General features: G+C 58.7%; 24 protein-coding genes. 14 read left to right on the top strand and 10 right to left on the bottom strand.

Going from position 1 to position 18712, the window contains the following annotated elements:
• The first annotated feature begins 6 nt into the window (after window positions 1–6).
• The 3 genes from F8N44_RS23485 (at window position 7) to F8N44_RS23475 (ending at window position 2132) form a co-directional block, all read left to right on the top strand.
• Window positions 7–612, top strand: a complete 606-nt coding sequence (locus F8N44_RS23485) for an arylesterase (RefSeq protein ID WP_191630941.1) — start codon at window positions 7–9, stop codon at window positions 610–612.
• A 57-nt stretch (window positions 613–669) separates the two neighbouring features.
• Window positions 670–963: a hypothetical protein gene (locus F8N44_RS23480; protein ID WP_007908575.1), complete on the top strand. Its 294-nt coding sequence runs from the start codon at window positions 670–672 to the stop codon at window positions 961–963.
• Window positions 964–1160: 197 nt separating this feature from the next.
• A complete protein-coding gene (locus F8N44_RS23475; RefSeq protein WP_127929247.1) occupies window positions 1161–2132 on the top strand; it encodes a L,D-transpeptidase family protein in 972 nt (323 codons plus the stop codon).
• Window positions 2133–2258: 126 nt separating this feature from the next.
• Here the strand turns inward: F8N44_RS23475 and oprI are convergent, their stop codons facing one another.
• Window positions 2259–2510 carry an outer membrane lipoprotei OprI gene (oprI, locus tag F8N44_RS23470; protein WP_003199355.1) on the bottom strand — a complete coding sequence of 84 codons (252 nt, stop codon included), beginning with the start codon at window positions 2508–2510 and terminating at the stop codon, window positions 2259–2261.
• 640 nt (window positions 2511–3150) lie between these two features.
• Between oprI and F8N44_RS23465 the strand changes: the two genes are divergently transcribed.
• Complete coding sequence (locus tag F8N44_RS23465) at window positions 3151–3432, top strand: GNAT family N-acetyltransferase (protein WP_150651972.1); 282 nt, start codon at window positions 3151–3153, stop codon at window positions 3430–3432.
• Window positions 3433–3492: 60 nt separating this feature from the next.
• On the opposite strand, the gene F8N44_RS23460 is transcribed toward F8N44_RS23465, so the two are convergent.
• Both F8N44_RS23460 and F8N44_RS23455 read right to left on the bottom strand, forming a co-directional pair.
• On the bottom strand, window positions 3493–4569 hold the full coding sequence (locus F8N44_RS23460) for a 3-deoxy-7-phosphoheptulonate synthase (protein WP_016985505.1): 1077 nt from the start codon (window positions 4567–4569) through the stop codon (window positions 3493–3495).
• A 143-nt stretch (window positions 4570–4712) separates the two neighbouring features.
• Window positions 4713–5156, bottom strand: coding sequence for a PilZ domain-containing protein (locus F8N44_RS23455; RefSeq protein ID WP_150651971.1), 444 nt, complete (start codon window positions 5154–5156; stop codon window positions 4713–4715).
• Between F8N44_RS23455 and F8N44_RS23450 the strand changes: the two genes are divergently transcribed.
• From F8N44_RS23450 to cysB, 5 genes are all read left to right on the top strand, one after another.
• Window positions 5155–5541: a thioredoxin family protein gene (locus F8N44_RS23450; RefSeq protein WP_150651970.1), complete on the top strand. Its 387-nt coding sequence runs from the start codon at window positions 5155–5157 to the stop codon at window positions 5539–5541. The two genes, F8N44_RS23455 and F8N44_RS23450, sit on opposite strands and share 2 nt — an antisense overlap.
• Window positions 5538–6494 (top strand): putative 2-dehydropantoate 2-reductase, encoded by a 957-nt coding sequence (locus F8N44_RS23445; RefSeq protein WP_150651969.1) that lies wholly within the window; start codon window positions 5538–5540, stop codon window positions 6492–6494. The genes F8N44_RS23450 and F8N44_RS23445 overlap by 4 nt, the downstream gene beginning before the upstream one ends.
• Window positions 6495–6516: 22 nt before the next feature.
• Window positions 6517–7422, top strand: coding sequence for a 5'-nucleotidase (locus tag F8N44_RS23440; protein WP_122844743.1), 906 nt, complete (start codon window positions 6517–6519; stop codon window positions 7420–7422).
• Window positions 7423–7519: 97 nt separating this feature from the next.
• A complete protein-coding gene (locus F8N44_RS23435; protein ID WP_007908589.1) occupies window positions 7520–8023 on the top strand; it encodes a universal stress protein in 504 nt (167 codons plus the stop codon).
• A 113-nt stretch (window positions 8024–8136) separates the two neighbouring features.
• On the top strand, window positions 8137–9111 hold the full coding sequence (gene cysB, locus F8N44_RS23430) for an HTH-type transcriptional regulator CysB (protein ID WP_003183769.1): 975 nt from the start codon (window positions 8137–8139) through the stop codon (window positions 9109–9111).
• A gap of 9 nt (window positions 9112–9120) precedes the next feature.
• On the opposite strand, the gene F8N44_RS23425 is transcribed toward cysB, so the two are convergent.
• A complete protein-coding gene (locus F8N44_RS23425; RefSeq protein WP_034155245.1) occupies window positions 9121–9603 on the bottom strand; it encodes a GreA/GreB family elongation factor in 483 nt (160 codons plus the stop codon).
• Between the two features lie 2 nt (window positions 9604–9605).
• Window positions 9606–10016: a hypothetical protein gene (locus F8N44_RS23420; protein ID WP_150651968.1), complete on the bottom strand. Its 411-nt coding sequence runs from the start codon at window positions 10014–10016 to the stop codon at window positions 9606–9608.
• Between the two features lie 124 nt (window positions 10017–10140).
• Here F8N44_RS23420 and earP point away from each other — a divergent pair, with 124 nt between their 5' ends.
• Complete coding sequence (earP, locus tag F8N44_RS23415; protein ID WP_150651967.1) at window positions 10141–11283, top strand: elongation factor P maturation arginine rhamnosyltransferase EarP; 1143 nt, start codon at window positions 10141–10143, stop codon at window positions 11281–11283.
• Between the two features lie 48 nt (window positions 11284–11331).
• Window positions 11332–11901, top strand: coding sequence for an elongation factor P (locus tag F8N44_RS23410; RefSeq protein WP_007908599.1), 570 nt, complete (start codon window positions 11332–11334; stop codon window positions 11899–11901).
• A gap of 183 nt (window positions 11902–12084) precedes the next feature.
• On the opposite strand, the gene F8N44_RS23405 is transcribed toward F8N44_RS23410, so the two are convergent.
• The 4 genes from F8N44_RS23405 to F8N44_RS23385 all read right to left on the bottom strand — a co-directional run bounded on the left by F8N44_RS23405 (window position 12085) and on the right by F8N44_RS23385 (window position 15362).
• A complete protein-coding gene (locus F8N44_RS23405) occupies window positions 12085–13095 on the bottom strand; it encodes an alpha/beta hydrolase (RefSeq protein WP_150651966.1) in 1011 nt (336 codons plus the stop codon).
• 34 nt (window positions 13096–13129) lie between these two features.
• Complete coding sequence (locus F8N44_RS23400; protein ID WP_007908600.1) at window positions 13130–13549, bottom strand: organic hydroperoxide resistance protein; 420 nt, start codon at window positions 13547–13549, stop codon at window positions 13130–13132.
• Between the two features lie 327 nt (window positions 13550–13876).
• Entirely contained in the window at window positions 13877–14332 is a 456-nt protein-coding gene (locus F8N44_RS23390; RefSeq protein ID WP_150651964.1) for a MarR family winged helix-turn-helix transcriptional regulator, read from the bottom strand.
• Between the two features lie 73 nt (window positions 14333–14405).
• The gene (locus F8N44_RS23385; RefSeq protein WP_150651963.1) at window positions 14406–15362 is read right to left on the bottom strand and encodes a LysR family transcriptional regulator; all 957 of its coding nucleotides are present in this window, start codon (window positions 15360–15362) and stop codon (window positions 14406–14408) included.
• A gap of 110 nt (window positions 15363–15472) precedes the next feature.
• On the opposite strand from F8N44_RS23385, the gene F8N44_RS23380 reads away from it, so the two are divergent.
• On the top strand, window positions 15473–16222 hold the full coding sequence (locus F8N44_RS23380; protein WP_191630940.1) for a sulfite exporter TauE/SafE family protein: 750 nt from the start codon (window positions 15473–15475) through the stop codon (window positions 16220–16222).
• Here the strand turns inward: F8N44_RS23380 and F8N44_RS23375 are convergent.
• On the bottom strand, window positions 16212–17066 hold the full coding sequence (locus F8N44_RS23375) for a LysR substrate-binding domain-containing protein (protein WP_026000633.1): 855 nt from the start codon (window positions 17064–17066) through the stop codon (window positions 16212–16214). The genes F8N44_RS23380 and F8N44_RS23375 overlap by 11 nt on opposite strands.
• 96 nt (window positions 17067–17162) lie before the next feature.
• Between F8N44_RS23375 and F8N44_RS23370 the strand changes: the two genes are divergently transcribed.
• Together F8N44_RS23370 and F8N44_RS23365 are read left to right on the top strand one after the other, a co-directional pair.
• On the top strand, window positions 17163–17384 hold the full coding sequence (locus F8N44_RS23370; protein WP_007908607.1) for a DUF1127 domain-containing protein: 222 nt from the start codon (window positions 17163–17165) through the stop codon (window positions 17382–17384).
• 79 nt (window positions 17385–17463) lie between these two features.
• Window positions 17464–18690 carry a winged helix-turn-helix domain-containing protein gene (locus tag F8N44_RS23365; protein ID WP_150651961.1) on the top strand — a complete coding sequence of 409 codons (1227 nt, stop codon included), beginning with the start codon at window positions 17464–17466 and terminating at the stop codon, window positions 18688–18690.
• Window positions 18691–18712: the final 22 nt, after the last annotated feature.

The following is an 18712-nucleotide window of genomic DNA, read 5'->3' as shown; positions in this document are numbered from 1 at the left end:
AATCCGATGCGTGTGTGGTTTTTGAGTGCTGGCCTGGCCTTGATGTGCATGGCCCAGAACGCAGCGGCGGGTACTGTCCTGATCGTTGGCGATAGTATCAGCGCCGGTTTCGGACTGGATACCCGGTTGGGGTGGGTGTCGTTGCTCGAACAACGGCTCAAACAGGAGGGTTTCGACGACAAAGTGGTCAATGCCTCCATCAGCGGCGATACCAGTGCCGGAGGCCAGGCGCGGCTGCCCGCGCTGCTTGCAGAGCATAAACCGGCACTGGTTATCCTCGAACTGGGTGGCAATGATGGCTTGCGCGGAATGTCGCCAACTCAATTGCAACAAAATCTTGCCTCGATGATCGACAGCTCGCGCCAGAGCGGGGCCAAGGTGCTGTTGCTCGGCATGAAACTGCCGCCCAATTACGGCAAGCGTTACACCGATGCTTTTGCCGAGGTCTACGGCAAACTCGCCGACGATAAAAAGATCCCGCTGGTACCGTTTTTCCTCGACGGCGTGGGCGGGCATCCGGACTTGATGCAGGCCGATGGTCTGCACCCGGCGGCCGGGGCTCAGGGCAAGTTGCTGGAAAATGTCTGGCCGACGCTAAAACCGCTGTTATGAGGCTTTTCTAAGGGCAGGCTTTCGGCTAATGTGGCGCCCCCTTATTTGGAGCCCCCGATGTCGCGTTCTGCCTGGTCCCTGTTTGCCTACCAACTGATCGAGCCTGACGAGCAGCTGGATCTGTTCGCCTGCCAGGAAGTGCGTGTGCATCTGGTGACGCGGCAACTCGAACTCGGTGGCTCGGCTGATCGCACCTTGTGCGGCAGCCTGCTGCCGGCGCAACCGCGCTGGTCGAGCGTGGATCGCCGGGTGTTTCAGGATCAGCGCCTGTGCTCGTTGTGCCGGGCGATTCTGGAATCGCAGAAGCGCGGGACTTCGCCGATCTGGCCGGAGTTGCGGTTCGAGCTCTGATTCTGTGGGAGCCGAGCTTGCTCGCGAAAAGGCCATGTCAGTAACATTTTTGGCGACTGACCCACCGCTTTCGCGAGCAAGCTCGCTCCCACCTGGAACACCTTGTCGCCTGCAATGGGGTGATCTCCCCGAATATTCAAAGTGCGGTGTACAATCGCGCTCTTATACCCTTGTTGATCATGCGAAGGATTTTCCGGATGTTGCCGCGCTTTCCTGCCGTCACCCGCTGCCTGTCACTTGCCGCCCTGTGTGTGGCCGGTCCCGTTGCTGCATTGGAGTTTCCCCTGCCACCACCCGGTGAAGACATCATCGGTCAGGTGCAGGTGATCAAAGCCAAGTACGAAGATACCTTCGCCGATCTGGGCACGAAGTACGATCTGGGCTACTCGGAGATGGTTGCAGCCAACCCGGGCGTCGATGCCTGGTTGCCGGGCGCCGGCACCGAAATCGTCTTGCCGACCCGATTCATTCTGCCGCCGGGTCCGCGTGAAGGCATCGTCATCAACCTTGCCGAATACCGCCTCTACTATTTCCCGAAAGGCCGCAACGTGGTCTACACGTTCCCGCTGGGTATCGGTCGTGAGGGTTGGGGTTCGCCGATTGCGCACACCTCGATCACCGCCAAGACGCCAAACCCGACCTGGACGCCTCCAGCGTCGATCAAGGCCGAACACGCCGCAGACGGTGACCCGCTGCCGAACGTAGTGCCGGCCGGCCCGGATAATCCGCTGGGCCCGTTCAAGTTCACTTTGGGCACCCCCGGTTACTTGATTCACGGTTCGAACAAGAAATTCGGTATTGGCATGCGCACCAGCCACGGCTGCTTCCGCATGTTCAACAACAACGTGCTGGAAATGGCCGGCATGGTCCCGGTCGGGACGTCGGTGCGCATCCTCAACGATGCCTACAAGTTCGGCAGCAGTGGCGGCAAGGTTTATCTGGAAGCGCACACGCCGATCGACGACAAGGGCAACCCGTCGGTGGTCGACAAGCACACCGCAGTGATCAACGCGATGCTCAAGCGTGAAGACGTCACCAGCAACCTGCGTGTGAACTGGGATGTGGTGCGGGATGTGGTCGCGGCCGAAGATGGCCTGCCAACGGAAATCGGCACGCCGAATACTTCGGCACCGATTGTTGCCAATACACCGATCGACCTGCAGCAGTAAGTCGAAGTCCGGAACCCGTCGATGCGTGAAGCGTCGGCGGGTTTTTTATTGCCTGAACAAAACCGCGGGCAATAAAAAAGCCGACCCGAAAAATCGGGTCGGCTCGATAACAATCCCGAGGGATTATTACTTGCGGCTAGCTTTGTCCAGCATGCGCAGAGCACGCTCGTTAGCTTCGTCAGCAGTCTGTTGTGCTTTTTGAGCAGCAGCCAGAGCTTCATCAGCTTTACGGTAAGCTTCGTCTGCACGAGCCTGGGAGCGAGCAGCTGCGTCTTCAGTAGCGGTCAGACGTGCTTCGGTTTCTTTCGATGCGCTGCTGCAACCGGTAGCCAGAACTGCGGCCAGAGCCAGAGCAGAGAATTTCAGAACGTTGTTCATCGTGTTCCCCTTCAAGGACTTTCAAATTAAGTGGCTGTCTCCTCACGATTGAGGAAATAGCCGGCGTACATACTACCCATTACTTGTAGTAAGTAAACTGACGTAAGGCAAGAAGCAAAAAAAATTGTAGGCGCTGATTCTTTTTCGAGCAACTTTTAACTGCACTGTATAAAAAATACCCAGCTGCAAGCCCCGCGCAGAGCGAGTTATTGAGAAAAAGTTCCCGTTACAGCCTGCTGTTTTTTGCAGTTTTGGATAAGTCTGTCTAGATGAATTCGTCCACACTTTTGTTGCGAATTTGCGCGCTGCTTCGCTTATCTTTGTCCATGTTGAGGTGACTTTAAAAAAGGTCGCACGTCTTAAATCTCAACATCCGGCAATGTTCAGGTGAGCGGACCGCGAAGAACCTCTCGAAAGCTCACCCTGCGTCCATCGGAGCTACCCCCCGCCAACTCGCTTGATGACGAGCGTACCTTGAGCATTTTTGCCAATGGTGCCTACTATTTATCAAGTGCCAGGTTGCGCGAGATCGGTGTGGCTCTTCTCGGTGTCCATCAGGCACGGGGTGGCGTAGTTGTTTCTTCGCCGGAAAAACATCGGTAAGGTAGGGGTCAGAATTCAAGACCCGCGAGGAGTAGTGATGAGCGAGGCGTTGTCCATCCACCATGACCAGGCTGGTCATCAGTTCGAGACCAATGTGGACGGTCATCGTGCCTACCTGACCTATATGGATCTGGGGAAACAGACTCTGGATATCTATCGCACCTTCGTGCCCAACGCCCTGCGTGGCCGTGGCATTGCCGCAGCGCTGACCGAAAGCGCGCTGCAGTACGCCGAAGAAATGGGCTACACGGTGATCCCGTCGTGCTCCTACGTCGAGCGCTACATGGAGCGCCATCAGCGCCGCGCCGCCAAGTTCTGAATCGCACATAAAAAAACGCCGGGCATTGCCCGGCGTTTTTTTATGCCTGTAAAACGCTGATCAGCTGCGCTGGCGTTTCGGCAAAACATCCTTGAGCTTGGCGTGCATGCTGCGCAGGGTGTTCTCGGTGGCAGACCAGTCGATGCAGGCATCGGTGATCGACACGCCGTATTGCAGGTCGGCGAGGTCTTTCGGAATCGCCTGGCAACCCCAGTTCAGGTGACTTTCGACCATCAGGCCGATGATCGACTGGTTGCCTTCGAGGATCTGGTTGGCGACGTTCTCCATCACCAGCGGTTGCAGGGCCGGATCCTTGTTGGAGTTGGCGTGGCTGCAGTCGACCATGATGTTCGGCTTGATCTTCGCTTTATCCAGCGCCTGCTCGCACAGGGCAACGCTGACCGAATCGTAGTTCGGCTTGCCGTTACCACCGCGCAGCACCACGTGACCGTAGGCATTGCCTTTGGTGGTGACGATCGACACGCCACCTTCCTGGTTGATACCGAGGAAACGGTGCGGGCTGGACACCGACTGCAAGGCGTTGATCGCCACAGTCAGGCCGCCGTCGGTGCCGTTCTTGAAACCTACGGCCGAGGACAGGCCGGAAGCCATTTCCCGGTGCGTCTGCGATTCAGTGGTACGCGCGCCGATCGCCGACCAGCTGATCAGGTCCTGCAGATACTGCGGGGAGATCGGGTCGAGGGCTTCGGTGGCGGTTGGCAGGCCTTTTTCGGCCAGATCCAGCAGCAACTGACGACCGATGTGCAGACCGTCCTGGATCTTGAACGAGTCGTCCAGGTACGGATCGTTGATCAGGCCTTTCCAGCCGACGGTGGTGCGTGGCTTCTCGAAATACACGCGCATGACCAGATACAGAGTGTCGGAGACCTCCGCAGCCAGCACCTTGAGGCGATCGGCGTATTCGTGGGCAGCCTTGATATCGTGGATCGAGCACGGGCCGATCACTACGAACAGACGGTGGTCGGTGCCATCAAGAATGTTGCGAATGACTTCGCGGCCCTTGGTGACGGTGCGCAGGGCAGCATCGCTCAGAGGGATATCACGCTTGAGCTGATCGGGAGTGATCAGGGTCTCGTTAGAGGCGACGTTTAGGTCGTTGATCGGTAAATCAGCCATCGTTTACTCGTCAGGTCACGGGTGCCGGCCGCCAGCGATCCCCGCGCGGCGGAGCACAGCAGATTTAAGCGCGTCGGGGAGCGGAACATTAGCGCGTAAAGCGCCTGCTCGACAATGGGCATGTAACTGTTTAGAGAAGACGGTCAGTCCGGCACTGGCTGGGCGAAAGCCTTGCGCACGCTGTCGTGGGAGAACTCGTCGGCATGTTGCTCGACCCATTGCAGGGCCACCGCCTGAATTTCTTGCAGGTCATCGTGGGTGTCGTGCATGCGGCAGTAGCGCTCGATCTGACACACTTGCTCACCCATTCGCGCACTGAACAGCGTCTGCTCATCGGTGAAGGCGATGCCCACCAGATAGCCTTTTTTACGGCGCAGACACCAAGCCACATAGCCCGGATAGCAGATGTCGGCGTTCAGTGTCGGCATGCGCACTTGCAGGGCGGTGCCATGGCGCCAGGCACGGTGGTAATTGCAAGCGATGCCGCCGAGGCTGATAGTGTGCAGCTGTTGCCTGGAAATACACTCAGGCTTGAGCAAGGTTAATTCAACCGGCACCTCGTCCGGATGAGGAATGAAACGTCCCATGAGCACAGACTCCCTGTGTCGGCCATTTGACATTGTTTCCCCCAGTATAGTGGTCGAATCCGAACTGACTGATTTCGACGCCGACCAACGGCTGCTGGCGATGAGCGGCGTTTCGCTGGTGATTTTCACCAGCGTCGGTTGCGCCAGTTGCCGTTATGCCCGCGAGGTGTTGCCGGATATGGCGCTGGGGATTGATCACCTGTGCTGGATCGATGCCGGCGACAACGGCGGGTTGGTCGAGCGCTATCAGGTCTTTCATTTGCCGGCGCTGTTTGTGGTGCGCGACGGCGAGTTCTTTGGGGCATTGCACACGCGCCTGACCGCCGATGCACTCAACGAGGCATTGGCGCAGGCACTGGGTCGAATTGCAGAGGAGTTGCCATGATGGGGGCGGTCAAAAAACCAGTGGTAGGGATTATTGGCACCGGCGCAATTGGTGGTTTCTACGGGGTGATGCTGGCGCGCGCCGGCTTCGATGTGCACTTTCTGTTGCGCAGCGAATTTGCGGCGGTGGCCGAGCGTGGTTTGCAGGTGAACAGCGCGGTGCATGGCCCGCTGACGTTGAAGCCGGTGCAAGCCTATTCGGCTGCCGAAGACATGCCCAAGTGCGACTGGCTGTTGGTGGGGGCGAAAACTACCAGCAATGCCGGTCTCGCACCTTCTATCACTCAAGCGGCCAAACCGGATGCGAAAGTACTGGTGCTGCAAAACGGTCTCGACGTCGAAGACAGCTTGCGTGAACTGCTCCCCGATTCCCTGCACCTGCTGGGCGGCTTGTGTCTGATTTGCGTACACCGCGAGGGCCCCGGACAGGTCACCCATCAAGCTCTCGGCGCAGTCAATGTTGGTTATCACAGCGGCCCGGTCATTGATGACTTCGCACGCATGGCTATTGTCGAAGAGGGCTCCGGTCTGTTCCGCGCCGCCGGAATCGATTCGCAGGCGATGCCCAATCTGCAACAGGCGCGCTGGCAGAAACTGGTGTGGAATATTCCCTATAACGGACTCTCGGTGTTGCTCGGTGCGAGTACCACACCGCTGATGGCGGATGCCGACAGCCGCCTGCTGATCAAGGCGTTGATGACCGAAGTGGTGCAGGGCGCCAAGGCCAGCGGTCATGATATTCCGCCAGGTTACGCCGACTATCTGTTCATGATGACCGAGAAAATGCCCGACTACTGGCCGAGCATGCACCACGATTTTTTACATAAACGACCGCTGGAGCTGGAAGCGATCTACGCTCGGCCCTTGGCGGCAGCAAACGCAGCAGGTTGTGAGTTGCCGCGAATCGAAGCGTTGTATCGCAATTTAAGTTTTATCGACCGGCGCAACGTTTAAGCCGGTTGCTTTGGGGGAAAGCATGGCCAAAAACATCGATGACAAACTGGTGCTGGCGATTTCGTCGCGCGCCTTGTTCGACCTGAGCGAGAGCCACAAGGTCTACCTGTCGAGCGGCGTCGAAGCCTACCGGCAATACCAGATCGAACACGAAGACGAAATTCTTGCGCCCGGCGATGCCTTCCCGTTGGTAGAAAAACTCTTGAGCCTGAACAGTCGCCTCGGCCGTGCGCGGGTCGAGGTGATTCTGGTTTCGCGCAACAGCGCCGACACCGGGTTGCGTGTTTTCAACTCGATTCACCATTACGGTCTGGCGATTTCCCGCGCAGCGTTTGTCGGCGGGCGCAGTCCGTATCCGTACCTGAAAGCCTTTGGTTGCGACCTGTTTCTGTCGACCCATGCCGAAGACGTGCGCGCGGCGCTGGACGCCGGTTTCGCCGCAGCAACCATTCTGTCCGGTGGCGCCAGTCGCGCGGCCAGCGACGAATTGCGCATCGCCTTCGACGGCGATGCGGTGATCTTTTCCGATGAGTCGGAGCGCGTTTATCAGTCCGGCGGGCTGGAAGCGTTTCAGGCCAAGGAGCGTGAGTCGGCCCGCGAGCCATTGCGCGGTGGGCCGTTCAAAGGCTTTCTGGCAGCGCTCAATCTGTTGCAGCGCGAGTTTCCCGATGACGATTGCCCGATCCGCACGGCACTGGTCACCGCGCGTTCGGCGCCGGCCCATGAACGTGTGATTCGGACCTTGCGCGAGTGGGATATTCGCCTCGATGAATCCCTGTTCCTCGGCGGCCTGACCAAATCGGCGTTCCTTGAAGCCTTCGCTGCCGACGTGTTTTTCGACGATCAGGCCGGCCACTGCGAACTCGCCCGCGAAGTCGTTGCCACCGGCCACGTGCCGCATGGCATCAGCAACGAACCGTCGGTCTAAAGCCCTGTGGTTCAAGACGTTGCGCCGCACGTCGTACTCGCCAAGGCACTGCTAAGCTGAATCAAATCTCCGCCATGTTGGCTTGCGAGGAGGTCATATGATTCGTTCGATGCTGTATGCCACTGACCTCGGTCTGTACGCACCGTTAGTGATGCAGCATGCCCTGGCGTTGGCGCGAACGTTCAATGCCGATCTGTACGTGGTGCACGCGGTGGAGCCGATGGGGCTGTTTGCCGAATCGGTGTTGCAGAGTTACCTCGACGAACAGGCATTGAACGAATTTCACAGCCAGGGTCTGAAAACTGTCATTGCCAATATCGAGCAGCGAGTGCTGGAAAGCTTTCGCGAAGAACTGGGGGATGAAGGCGAGCAGGATCTGCAGCGCATTCGCGCCGTGCGCGTGCTGCAGGGTGATCCGTCGCAGGTGATTCTCGACCAGGTGCAGAAACTCTCGGTCGATCTGCTGATCGTCGGCAGTCACAGCCACGGGGTGGGCGCGGAAACGCCGTTGGGGCGCACGGCAGCGCGGGTACTGCAATTGGCCAAGGTGCCGGTTTATCTCGTGCCGTTGGTGGAGCGCCGGCGGCGAGAGGATCGCTGAAGCAGGAATAATGGCGCTTTGATAAAAAAGTTCTAGATTTATTATTCAAACCATTAATATAGTTATATACCGTCGCTGATGCCCGTGGCGTCTACCTGCTTTGAGGGATTCATATGAAGCTTCAACAATTGCGCTACATCTGGGAAGTGGCGCACCACGACCTCAACGTTTCCGCTACAGCCCAAAGCCTTTACACCTCGCAACCGGGCATCAGTAAGCAAATCCGTCTGCTGGAAGATGAACTTGGCGTCGAAGTGTTTGCCCGCAGCGGCAAGCACCTGACCCGCGTAACCCCGGCCGGCGAGCGCATCATCACCACCGCCGGTGAAATTCTGCGCAAGGTCGAAAGCATCAAGCAGATCGCCCAGGAATTCTCCAACGAGAAAAAAGGCACCCTGTCGATCGCCACCACCCACACCCAGGCACGTTATGCGCTGCCACCGGTGATCAGCAATTTCATCAAGCAATACCCGGACGTGGCGCTGCACATGCACCAGGGTTCGCCGATGCAGATCGCCGAAATGGCCGCTGACGGCACCGTCGATTTCGCCATCGCTACCGAAGCGCTGGAGCTGTTCGGCGATCTGGTGATGATGCCGTGCTACCGCTGGAATCGTTGCGTAGTCGTGCCGCAGGGCCACCCGCTGACCAAGCTGCCGAAGCTGACTCTTGAAGCTCTGGCCGAATACCCGATCGTGACTTACGTGTTCGGTTTCACTGGCCGTTCGAAACTCGACGAAGCTTTCAGCCATCGCGGTCTGACGCCGAAAGTGGTGTTCACCGCCGCCGATGCCGATGTGATCAAAACCTATGTGCGTCTGGGCCTGGGCGTGGGCATCGTCGCTAAAATGGCGGTCGACACCAAACTCGACAACGATCTGGTGGTGCTGGATGCCAGCGAACTGTTCGAGTCGAGCGTGACCAAGATCGGTTTCCGTCGCGGCACCTTCCTGCGTGGTTTCATGTGCGACTTCATCGAGAAGTTCGCCCCGCACCTGACCCGCGAAGTGATGGCCAAAGCCATTCAATGCCACAACAAGCAGGAACTGGAAGAACTGTTCGACGGCGTCGAACTGCCGGTTCACTGATCAGTTGTTTCAGAGCACCTCGGTGACAGCGAACTGTTGCCGGGTGCCTGCCACCAGAATCTCCACCTCATCGCCTTCGCACTTGCCCAGCAGACCTTTGCCCAGCGGCGAGCGCGGGGTGATGACGGTTATCGGCTGACCGACCACATCGACTTTCAGGCCTGCCGCATCCGGCGCCAGAAACAGCCATTGCTCGCGACCCTTTTCGTCCTCCAGGCCGAGCAGGGCGCCGACTTCGATACCACGATTTTCGTCATAGGCGCGCAAGGTCAGGTTCTGGCACAGCGCCAGTGACTGACGGATTTCTTCGACCCTTTTCGCCTGACCCGCCGCCAGATACGACGCCTCAAGCCCCAGCGTGTCGTATTTGTTTTCGGCGATGTTTTCTTCGTGGGTCGCCGTTTCGTAAGCGGTTTGCGCGGCGCGTTCGGCGATGTCGAGATCGATGCGCAGTTTGTCGAGAATCAATTGGTGGACGATGTGCTTGTTCATGATCAATCGCAGAATTGCAAAACGTTGGCGCGGCTCTTTTCGCTCGGAGCGGTTTGATCCTGTTGCAGCCAGAACTGACACTTTGGATTCGACAGATTACGCGTGCTGCCGCGCGCCTGATCCAGCCGTGCCTGCTGCTCGTTCTTGCGCAGATTTTCCTCGTATTGCTGGAACAACGGGCTCTGCGGCGGAATATCCGGCTGTACCTGAACAGTCGCCGGCGGATTGGCCAATTGCTGCACAGCCTGGGCAACCGGTGCCAGTTGTTCTTTGAACAGAAAATGCGCCAGCAGCCAGCAGGTCAGCGCAATGGCGAGGAAGCCCAGCCACATGCCCAGGGCAATGCTGCCGGTCAGATGCAGCGCGCTAAGCTGTACCGGCAAGGGCCGGCGTGGATTGGGGCGATAGGGCATGGCTGCCTCCTGGCGGGTGATTGCGGGCAAGTGGCGATTGTCGCACGAAGATTAATCGCCGTCGGCTCTTCTGCGCGAGGTCATTTATGCGGACAATCGGCGCTTTTGCCAACGGGAGTCTTGAATGCCGCAATTGAAAACCCGCTGGGATATTTTCTGCACCGTCGTCGACAACTTTGGTGATATCGGTGTGACCTGGCGTCTGGCCCGGCAACTGGCGGGCGAGCACGGTCTGGCGGTGCGCCTGTGGGTCGATGATCTGCGCGCCTTCGAGCGCATTTGCCCCGAGATCGATATCAACGCGGCACAGCAATCCCGGCAGGGTGTCGAAGTGCGCCACTGGCCGGCCGAGTGGTCGCACACCGACGCCGCCGATGTGGTGATCGCCGCGTTTGCCTGTCAGTTGCCTACTGACTATATGGAGGCGATGGCCGTGCGCGAACAACCGCCGCTGTGGATGAACCTCGACTATCTCAGCGCCGAAGACTGGGTGATCGGTTGCCACGGGTTGCCGTCGGTCAAATACAAAACCGTGCAGAAGTTCTTCTTTTTTCCGGGCTTTCAGGCGGGCACTGGCGGGCTGCTTCGTGAACGAGGATTGCTCGAGCAGCGTCGACTGTTTCAGCAGGATACCGAGGCTCAGCGCCAGTTTCTGCAAGGTCTGGGGGTCGATCGCGCACCGGATGCGCAGCTGATTTCGCTGTTTGCTTATGAGAATGCCGGGCTGGCGAGTTGGCTTGATGTGCTGGCGGCCGATGCTGCACCGACCCATCTTCTGGTGCCGGAAGGGCGGATTCTTGGCGACGTAGCGCGTTGGCTTGGAGTGGAAACCCTGACGGTGGGCGAGATCAATGTGCGTCAGTCGCTGACCGTGCAGGTATTGCCGTTCGTCCGTCAGGATCAATATGACCACTTGCTCTGGTGCTGCGATTTCAACGCCGTGCGCGGTGAAGACTCGTTCGTACGCGCGCAGTGGGCGGGACGGCCGATGCTGTGGCACATCTATCAGCAGGACGAAGACATCCATCTGGACAAGCTCGACGCCTTTCTCGTGCTCTACACAAAAGGCCTGTCACCAGCCGCTGCCGAGGCGATGAACGGTCTCTGGCGGGCCTGGAGCGCCGGTCAACCCATCGGCGAACACTGGCTCGCGGCCCGCAATCATTGGCCAGAACTGCAGGAAAATGCCGAAGCGTGGTGTCTGGAACAAGGCTTGCAGGCCGATCTTGCCGCAGCGCTGGTACAGTTTTACCTAAATTGGATATGATACGCGGCCTAGATTTTTGTAAATCCCATCCAAATTCGGATATTCGCAATGAAAACTGGTAAAGAACTGAAACCCGGTACCGTGATCCGTCTCGAAAACGATCCTTGGCTGGTTCAGAAAGCTGAATTCACCAAGTCGGGCCGTAACAGCGCGATCATGAAGACCAAGCTGAAAAACCTGCTGACCGGTTACAAGACCGAGATCGTTTACAGCGCTGACGACAAACTGGACGACGTAATCCTCGACCGCAAAGAAGCGACCCTGTCCTTCATCAGCGGCGACACCTACACGTTCATGGACACCACTGACTACACCATGTACGAGCTGAACGCTGAAGACATCGAAGCCGTTCTGCCTTTCGTTGAAGAAGGCATGACCGATGTTTGCGAAGCGATCTTCTTCGAAGAGCGTCTGGTTTCCGTAGAGCTGCCGACCACCATCGTGCGCGTAGTTGACTACACCGAAGGTTCGGCTCGTGGCGACACTTCCGGCAAAGTCATGAAGCCAGCCAAGCTGGCCAACGGTACTGAGCTGCAAGTTGCCGACTTCATCGAAATCGGTGACAAGATCGAAATCGACACCCGCGAAGGCGGTTCCTACAAAGGCCGTGCCAAATAAGCACTGCTTTTTGCGGAAAGAAAAAGCCCGACCATTGAGTCGGGCTTTTTTGTGCCTGCGATTTGAGCTTCACACAATTCCCTGTGGGAGCGAGCCTGCTCGCGAATGCATTCTGTCAGCCAGCACATCACTGGATGACACACTGCTTTCGCGAGCAGGCTCGCTCCCACAATGGGATTGTGGTTACTTCAAGTGTTGCTTGAGTTCTTCAGATGCCTGCAACATCGCCGAACGCACTGCCGGCACCTGACTGACCACGTTAAGCAAACCGTAATCGTGGATCATGCCGTTGTAACGCACCGACGTCACTGCCACACCGGCCTCATCGAGTTTGCGCGCATACGCTTCACCTTCATCACGCAGCACATCGGCGCCGGCGGTCTGCACCAGTGCTGGCGGCAGGCCCTTCAGTTGCGCAGTGCTGGCCCGCAGCGGCGACGCGTAAATCTCGTTTCGCTGCTTGGCGTCGGTGGTGTAGTTGTCCCAGAACCATTTCATCATGTTGCGCGTGAGGAAGTGCCCTTCGGCGTACTGATTGTAGGAGCCGGTATCGAAATTGGCGTCCGTCACAGGCCACAGCAGCACCTGGAACTTGATCGCCGGCGTGCCTTTGTCTTTGGCCATCAGTGCAACCACGGCCGCCATGTTGCCGCCGACGCTGTTGCCAGCGACGGCCAGACGTTTGCCGTCGACGTTGATTTCTTTGCCGTGCTCGGCGACCCACTTAGTTGCCGCGTAGGCCTGGTTGATCGCCACCGGGTAATGCGCTTCCGGTGAAGGCGTGTAATTGACGAACACAGCCGCCGCTCCCGAACCGACCACCAGATCCCGCACCAACCGCTCGTGCGTCGGGAAATCGCCTAGCACCCAGCCACCACCGTGGAAGAACATGAACACTGGCAGCTCGCCCTTGACCCCGGCCGGCCGGACGATGGTCAGGCTCAACGGTTGGCCATCGACCTGGATGGTTTTCTCGCTGACGTCCGCTTTGGGCAGCGTCAACTTGACCCCGGACTGCGCGCCGACCAGCACGGCGCGGGCATCTTTGGGTGTCAGCTGTTCCATCGGTTTGCCGGTGCCGGCATTCAGCACATCGAGAAATGCCTGAGTGTTGTGTTCGACATCACCGGCAAATGCACTGTGGATGGACAGGGCGAGAAGGGTACCGGTCAAGACTTTGCTGAAAGTGTGCATGTTCATTTCCTGTTCGGGCCTGGGATATCAGCAGTTAAACGGTGACGTGCAGACGTACATCGACGTTGCCACGGGTGGCGTTGGAGTACGGGCAGACCTGGTGAGCAGCGTCGACCAGCGCTTGTGCGTCGGCTTGTTCCAGGCCTGGCAGGCTGATGTGCAGGTCGATGTCCAGACCGAAGCCACCGGGGATCTGGCCGATACCGACATGGGCGGTGATCGAGGCATCGTCAGGGATTTTGCGTTTGGTCTGGCTGGCGACGAATTTCAGTGCGCCGATGAAGCAGGCCGAGTAGCCGGCCGCGAACAGTTGCTCTGGGTTGGTCGCCGCGCCGCCGGCACCGCCGAGTTCTTTCGGGGTGGCGAGTTTGACGTCGAGGATATTGTCGCTGGAGATCGCACGACCATCACGGCCGCCAGTGGAGGTTGCGATTGCGGTGTAGAGAGTTTGCATGGTGTGAGCCTCATTGGGTGTGGTTATGTGCGCTAATTGTTTGCGCGCTAAGTAAGTGCGAGGTGAATGTATCGCGCTAATATATTGCGCGCAAGATAAATTTATAAAAAAGCTGCACTTCCACGAAGGGGCGGGTATGAGAGGGTGGCTGTAAGGCTTGAGTTAGAGCGATTTGCGCGGTAGATCAGGTGGTGAAAATATTTTTGTTGTCGATGAAATCAATGTGGGAGCGAGCCTGCTCGCGAATGCGGTGTATCAGTCACCATTCATATCGACTGACACTACGCATTCGCGAGCAGGCTCGCTCCCACAGGGACTGTGTGGAGGTCAGATCAGGCTTTCCTGCAAGTGACCGCGTAGCGCCTGCAACTCTGATTGCAGCTTCTGCAGGCGTTCCAGAGTGAAGCCGCTGGCGCCGAGGATGCATTGCGGAATGGTCTGTGCCTTGTCGCGTAGCGCCCGACCCTGTTCGGTCAGTTCAACAATTACCACGCGCTCATCCTCACGACTGCGCGTGCGGCTGAGCAAGCCTTCGCCTTCCAGGCGTTTGAGCAGCGGGGTCAGCGAGCCGGGATCGGTCAGCAACCGCGAGCTGATTTCTCCGACGGTCAAACCATCCTTCTCCCAAAGCACCATCATCGCCAGATACTGCGGATAGGTCAGGTTCAAGGCTTGCAGCAGCGGCTTGTAGACCTTGGTCATCATCAGCGAAGTGGAATGCAGAGCGAAGCAGGCCTGGTTATCCAGCAGCAGGTCGTCGCAGGTGTCGCGTTCGGAAGTCATTTCAAAAGCCTTGTGCGGTAATGGTCATGAATCTAGCGCTCGAATCTTTAATGCGCCAGATAATTTTCCGGCGCTAGTGCCGTCCCAGATCTCGCTGTAACGCCAGATCCCATGGCGGCACCGGACTGAAACGGGTCTTGAGATATTCGAGCAACAGGCGGCTGCGCGAGTTGGTTTGTTGCTCCATGCGCAGCGCGTAGATGCCGGTGGACTCTGGGGTCGGCAGGCCGTTTTCGCAGAACAACGGCAGCAATTCGCCGCGCAACAGGTATTCGCTGGCCAGCCATGTCGGCAGATGCGCGATGCCCAAGCCAGCCAAGGCGCCGCAGACCAAGGCCTCGGCATTGTTGGCGCTCATGCGGATGCGCGCCGGACGGTGCAATTGCATTTGGCCGTCCTGCTCGAAGCGCCAGGCGAAGGGCGGAGCGAGGCCTTCCCAGTCCAGGCCATCATGCTCGCTCAGTTGCGCCGGACTGCCGGGTACACCACGGCGTTTGAGATAGTCCGGACTGGCGCAGGCAATACGCACCATGCTCGCCAAGGGTGTGGCCACCAATCGGGTATCAGCCATTTGTCCGGCGCGCAGCACCAGATCGACTTTGCCCAGGTTCGAGCCGCCCATGTCGACAAAGCTGTCAATCAGGTGCAGTTGCACATCCAGCCCCGGATACAGAACGAGAAAGTCAGCGATCACCGGTGCCAGATGCCGTCGCCCGAAAGCGGCGGGGGCATCGATACGGATCAAGCCCTCGGGTGCACTGCTCAAGGACACCGCTTCTGCGCGGGCCAGCTGCAACTCGGCAACAATCCGTCGCGCGCGTTCGGCAAACGCCAGTCCCGCTGGCGTTGCGCGCACTGCGTGAGTGCTGCGGACAAACAACTGGCTGCCAACGGCGCTTTCCAGATTGTCTATTCGTCGAGCGACGGCCGACGGTGTCAGCGGATGACGGCGCGAGGCGGCAGAAAAACTGCCGCTCTCCAGCACATCGAGAAACAGCCCGAGTTGATCGGTCAATTGATTGGGATTCATATCGGTTCAACGCTTGTGCGAAATCGGCATAGCCATTGTGCGTTGCTGTGCGTTTCCCCGCCAGCCGCGACTGCGTAGGATGAATCGCCTGACGTGAGAGGAATTCGGCTGTGATGGAGTTTTTGTTGTACCTGTTGTTCGGCGCCGCCCTTGGCACACTTGGCGGCATTTTCGGCATCGGCGGCGGTTTGATCGCCATTCCGTTGCTTGGCGTGTGGTTTGGCCTTGATCAACAAATCGCCCAAGGCACAGCGCTGGTCATGGTGGTGCCGAACGTGATGCTGGCACTGTGGCGTTATCACCAGCGCAATCGCATCGAACTGCGGCATGCGCTGCCCTTGGCGGTGATGGGTTTCTGCTTTGCCTGGATCGGTTCGATCTGGGCGGTGGGTATCGATGCGCAAACCATGCGCATCGGCTTTGTGGCATTTCTTGTGGTGCTCTCCGCGTACAACCTGCTGAAGATGTTCGGCAAACCACCCGCTGCGACTTCCGAAATGCGTTATTCCTGGCCATGGCTCGGCGTGCTTGGCGCGGCGTCCGGGACTATGGGCGGTTTGTTCGGTGTCGGCGGTGCGGTGGTCGCGACGCCGGTGCTGACCAGCCTGTTCGGCACCACGCAAGTGGTCGCTCAGGGCTTGTCGCTGGCGCTGGCCTTGCCGAGCACCGGCGTGACCTTGGTGACCTACGCGGTGCACCAGGAAGTGGACTGGATGATCGGCCTGCCGCTGGCCATCGGCGGTCTGGCGAGCATCAGTTGGGGGGTGAAAGTCGCCCACGCCATGCCGGAAAAACTCCTGCGCGGGCTGTTCTGCGGTTTCCTGGTGCTGTGTGCGGTGATGCTCGCGTTTAAAGTTTGAAGCCTTCGACGATGTGCTCGGCCAGGCACTCGGTGATCGGCGACGGATTGTTCAGATTGCGGATCAGCATGATGCTGGCTTCGGGCAACAGCGGCAGATCTTCGGCGGCGCCGAGAATTCGCATGTCCGGGGTGATCAGGCTTTCCAGTTGCGCGGTGATCGCCAGACCCGCGCTGACCACGGCCATCAACGCCGAGAGGCTGGTGCTGTTGTACGCGATGCGGTAGTCGCGGCCCATCGCATCCAGCGCATTGCACGCCCACAAGCGGCAGAAACAATCACTGTTGAACATCGCCAGCGGCAGCGGCGTTTGTTCGTGGGCACTGAAATTCTGCGCTTCGGCCCAGACAAAACGCTCCTTGCGCAGTAGTTGGCCGATCTCGTTGCCCGGTTCGCGGGTGACAATCGACAAGTCCAGATCGGTACGCTGCAGCAGTTGTTTGGTCGACTCGCAATGCACTTCGATCTGGATCAGCGGATAGAACTGCGCAAACCGCGACAGAATCCCCGGCAGAAAACGCATCACATAATCGTCCGGCGTACCGATGCGCACCGTGCCGACCATGTGCGGCTCGCGCAAAGTGTTGAACACTTCGCTGTGCAACTTGAGGATGCGCCGCGCGTAACCGAGCAACACCTGGCCCTCGGCGGTCAGGCGCACTTGGCGTCCGTCGCGCTCGAACAACTGCCGCTGCAACACGTCCTCTTCCAGACGCTTCATCTGCATGCTCACCGCCGATTGCGTGCGGTTGACCATTTCGCCGGCACGGGTGAAACCGCCCTGATCAGCGATGGCGACAAAGGTGCGCAGTACATCGGTATCGATACTGGGGTAGGCCGACAATTGATGAATCTCCGTGATGCATGCCATCAGAAACATTCGTTGGATTGATCTTAGCGCCGGCGCGAGACTTGAGCCATCCACAAAGGAGGCAACACGATGAAAGGTCAAAGAGAGTATGTAGACGAATCAAAATTTTCCGGCCACGGCCATATCGTTTCCGACCTGCTGCACAAGTTTAGCCGCTGGTACGAACTGCACCGTGAACGCGAATTGCTCGCCAGTCTGAGCGACGAAGCGTTGAAGGACATCGGCGTCAGTCGTGCTGACGTTGAACACGAAGCCGTGCGGCCGTTCTGGGATGACCCGATGCATAAATGACCCCTGCATAAATGATGAGCAGAGCGCTACACAAACCAACTTCCAGTGAGGTAGGTTGCGAGCAGACAAGGAGATGCTCATGCCCGCAACAGTATCCTTTTCCCTCAAACAGGCGCGACGACTGGCGCTGGCAGCCCAAGGCTTCAACGGGCGCCAGCCGCCGACTGTCAAGGCGCCACACCTCAACCGGCTGATCGAACGGCTGGGATTGCTGCAAATCGACTCCGTCAACGCCGTGGTGCGTTCGCACTACTTGCCGCTGTTTTCCCGTCTGGGTTCCTATTCTTCTGATTTGCTCGACCAGGCTGCCTGGAGTTCGGGGCGACGCCGCACGTTGTTCGAATATTGGGGCCATGAAGCGTCGTTGCTGCCGCTGTCGATGTATCCGCTGATGGCGTGGCGGATGCAGCGAGCCAGGCGCGGCGAGGATATCTATCAGCAACTGGCGAAGTTCGGTCGTGAGCAGCAGGACGTTGTTCGCCGGGTGTTGAACTCGGTCGAAGAGCAAGGCGCGTTGGGTGCCGGCAGCTTGTCGACTCGCGAAGACAAGGCCGGGCCATGGTGGGACTGGAGCGCGGAAAAGCATGCACTGGAATGGTTGTTTGCGGCGGGCGAAGTGACGGTAGCGGGGCGGCGTGGATTTGAGCGCTTGTATGATTTGCCGGAGCGGGTCATCCCGTCTTCTATTTTGCAGCAAGCGTTGCCTGATGAAGCCGAGGCGCAGCGTGGCTTGCTGTTGCATGCGGCGCAGGCGTTGGGCGTCGGTACAGAAAAAGACCTGCGAGATTACTTCCGTCTGAATCCGGCGGATGCACGGCCGCGACTGGCTGAGCTGGTCGAGGCGGGGCAATTGCAAATGTGCGAAGTCGCTGGTTGGCGCCAGATCGCTTATTGCCTGCCGGAGCCGAAAGTCCCGCGCAAGGTGGTGGCCAGTGCGTTGTTGTCGCCGTTTGATTCTTTGATCTGGGAGCGTAGTCGCACCGAGCGCTTGTTCGATTTCCGTTATCGGCTGGAAATTTACACACCGCAGGACAAGCGGGTTTTCGGCTATTACGTGCTGCCGTTCTTGCACAACGAGCGGATTGCCGCGCGGGTTGATCTGCGTGCCGAACGGGCGGCGGGGCAGTTGGCGGTGCATGCGGTGCACGAGGAAGAGCCGGGGCTGGATGAGGAAGGGATGTTGGCGCTGGCTGCTAATCTGCGGCAGATGGCGGACTGGTTGGGGCTTGCGCGGGTGCAGCTCAATTGTCAGCGTGAGAGTGCGGCGCGGTTGCGGGTGGCATTGGCGAAAATTGAGGGCGTCTGAACGGACGCCTTCGCGAGCAGGC

Source organism: Pseudomonas fluorescens, from assembly GCF_902497745.1.
GTDB lineage: Bacteria > Pseudomonadota > Gammaproteobacteria > Pseudomonadales > Pseudomonadaceae > Aquipseudomonas > Aquipseudomonas fluorescens_BM.
This window is presented reverse-complemented; position numbering and strand designations above follow the sequence as displayed.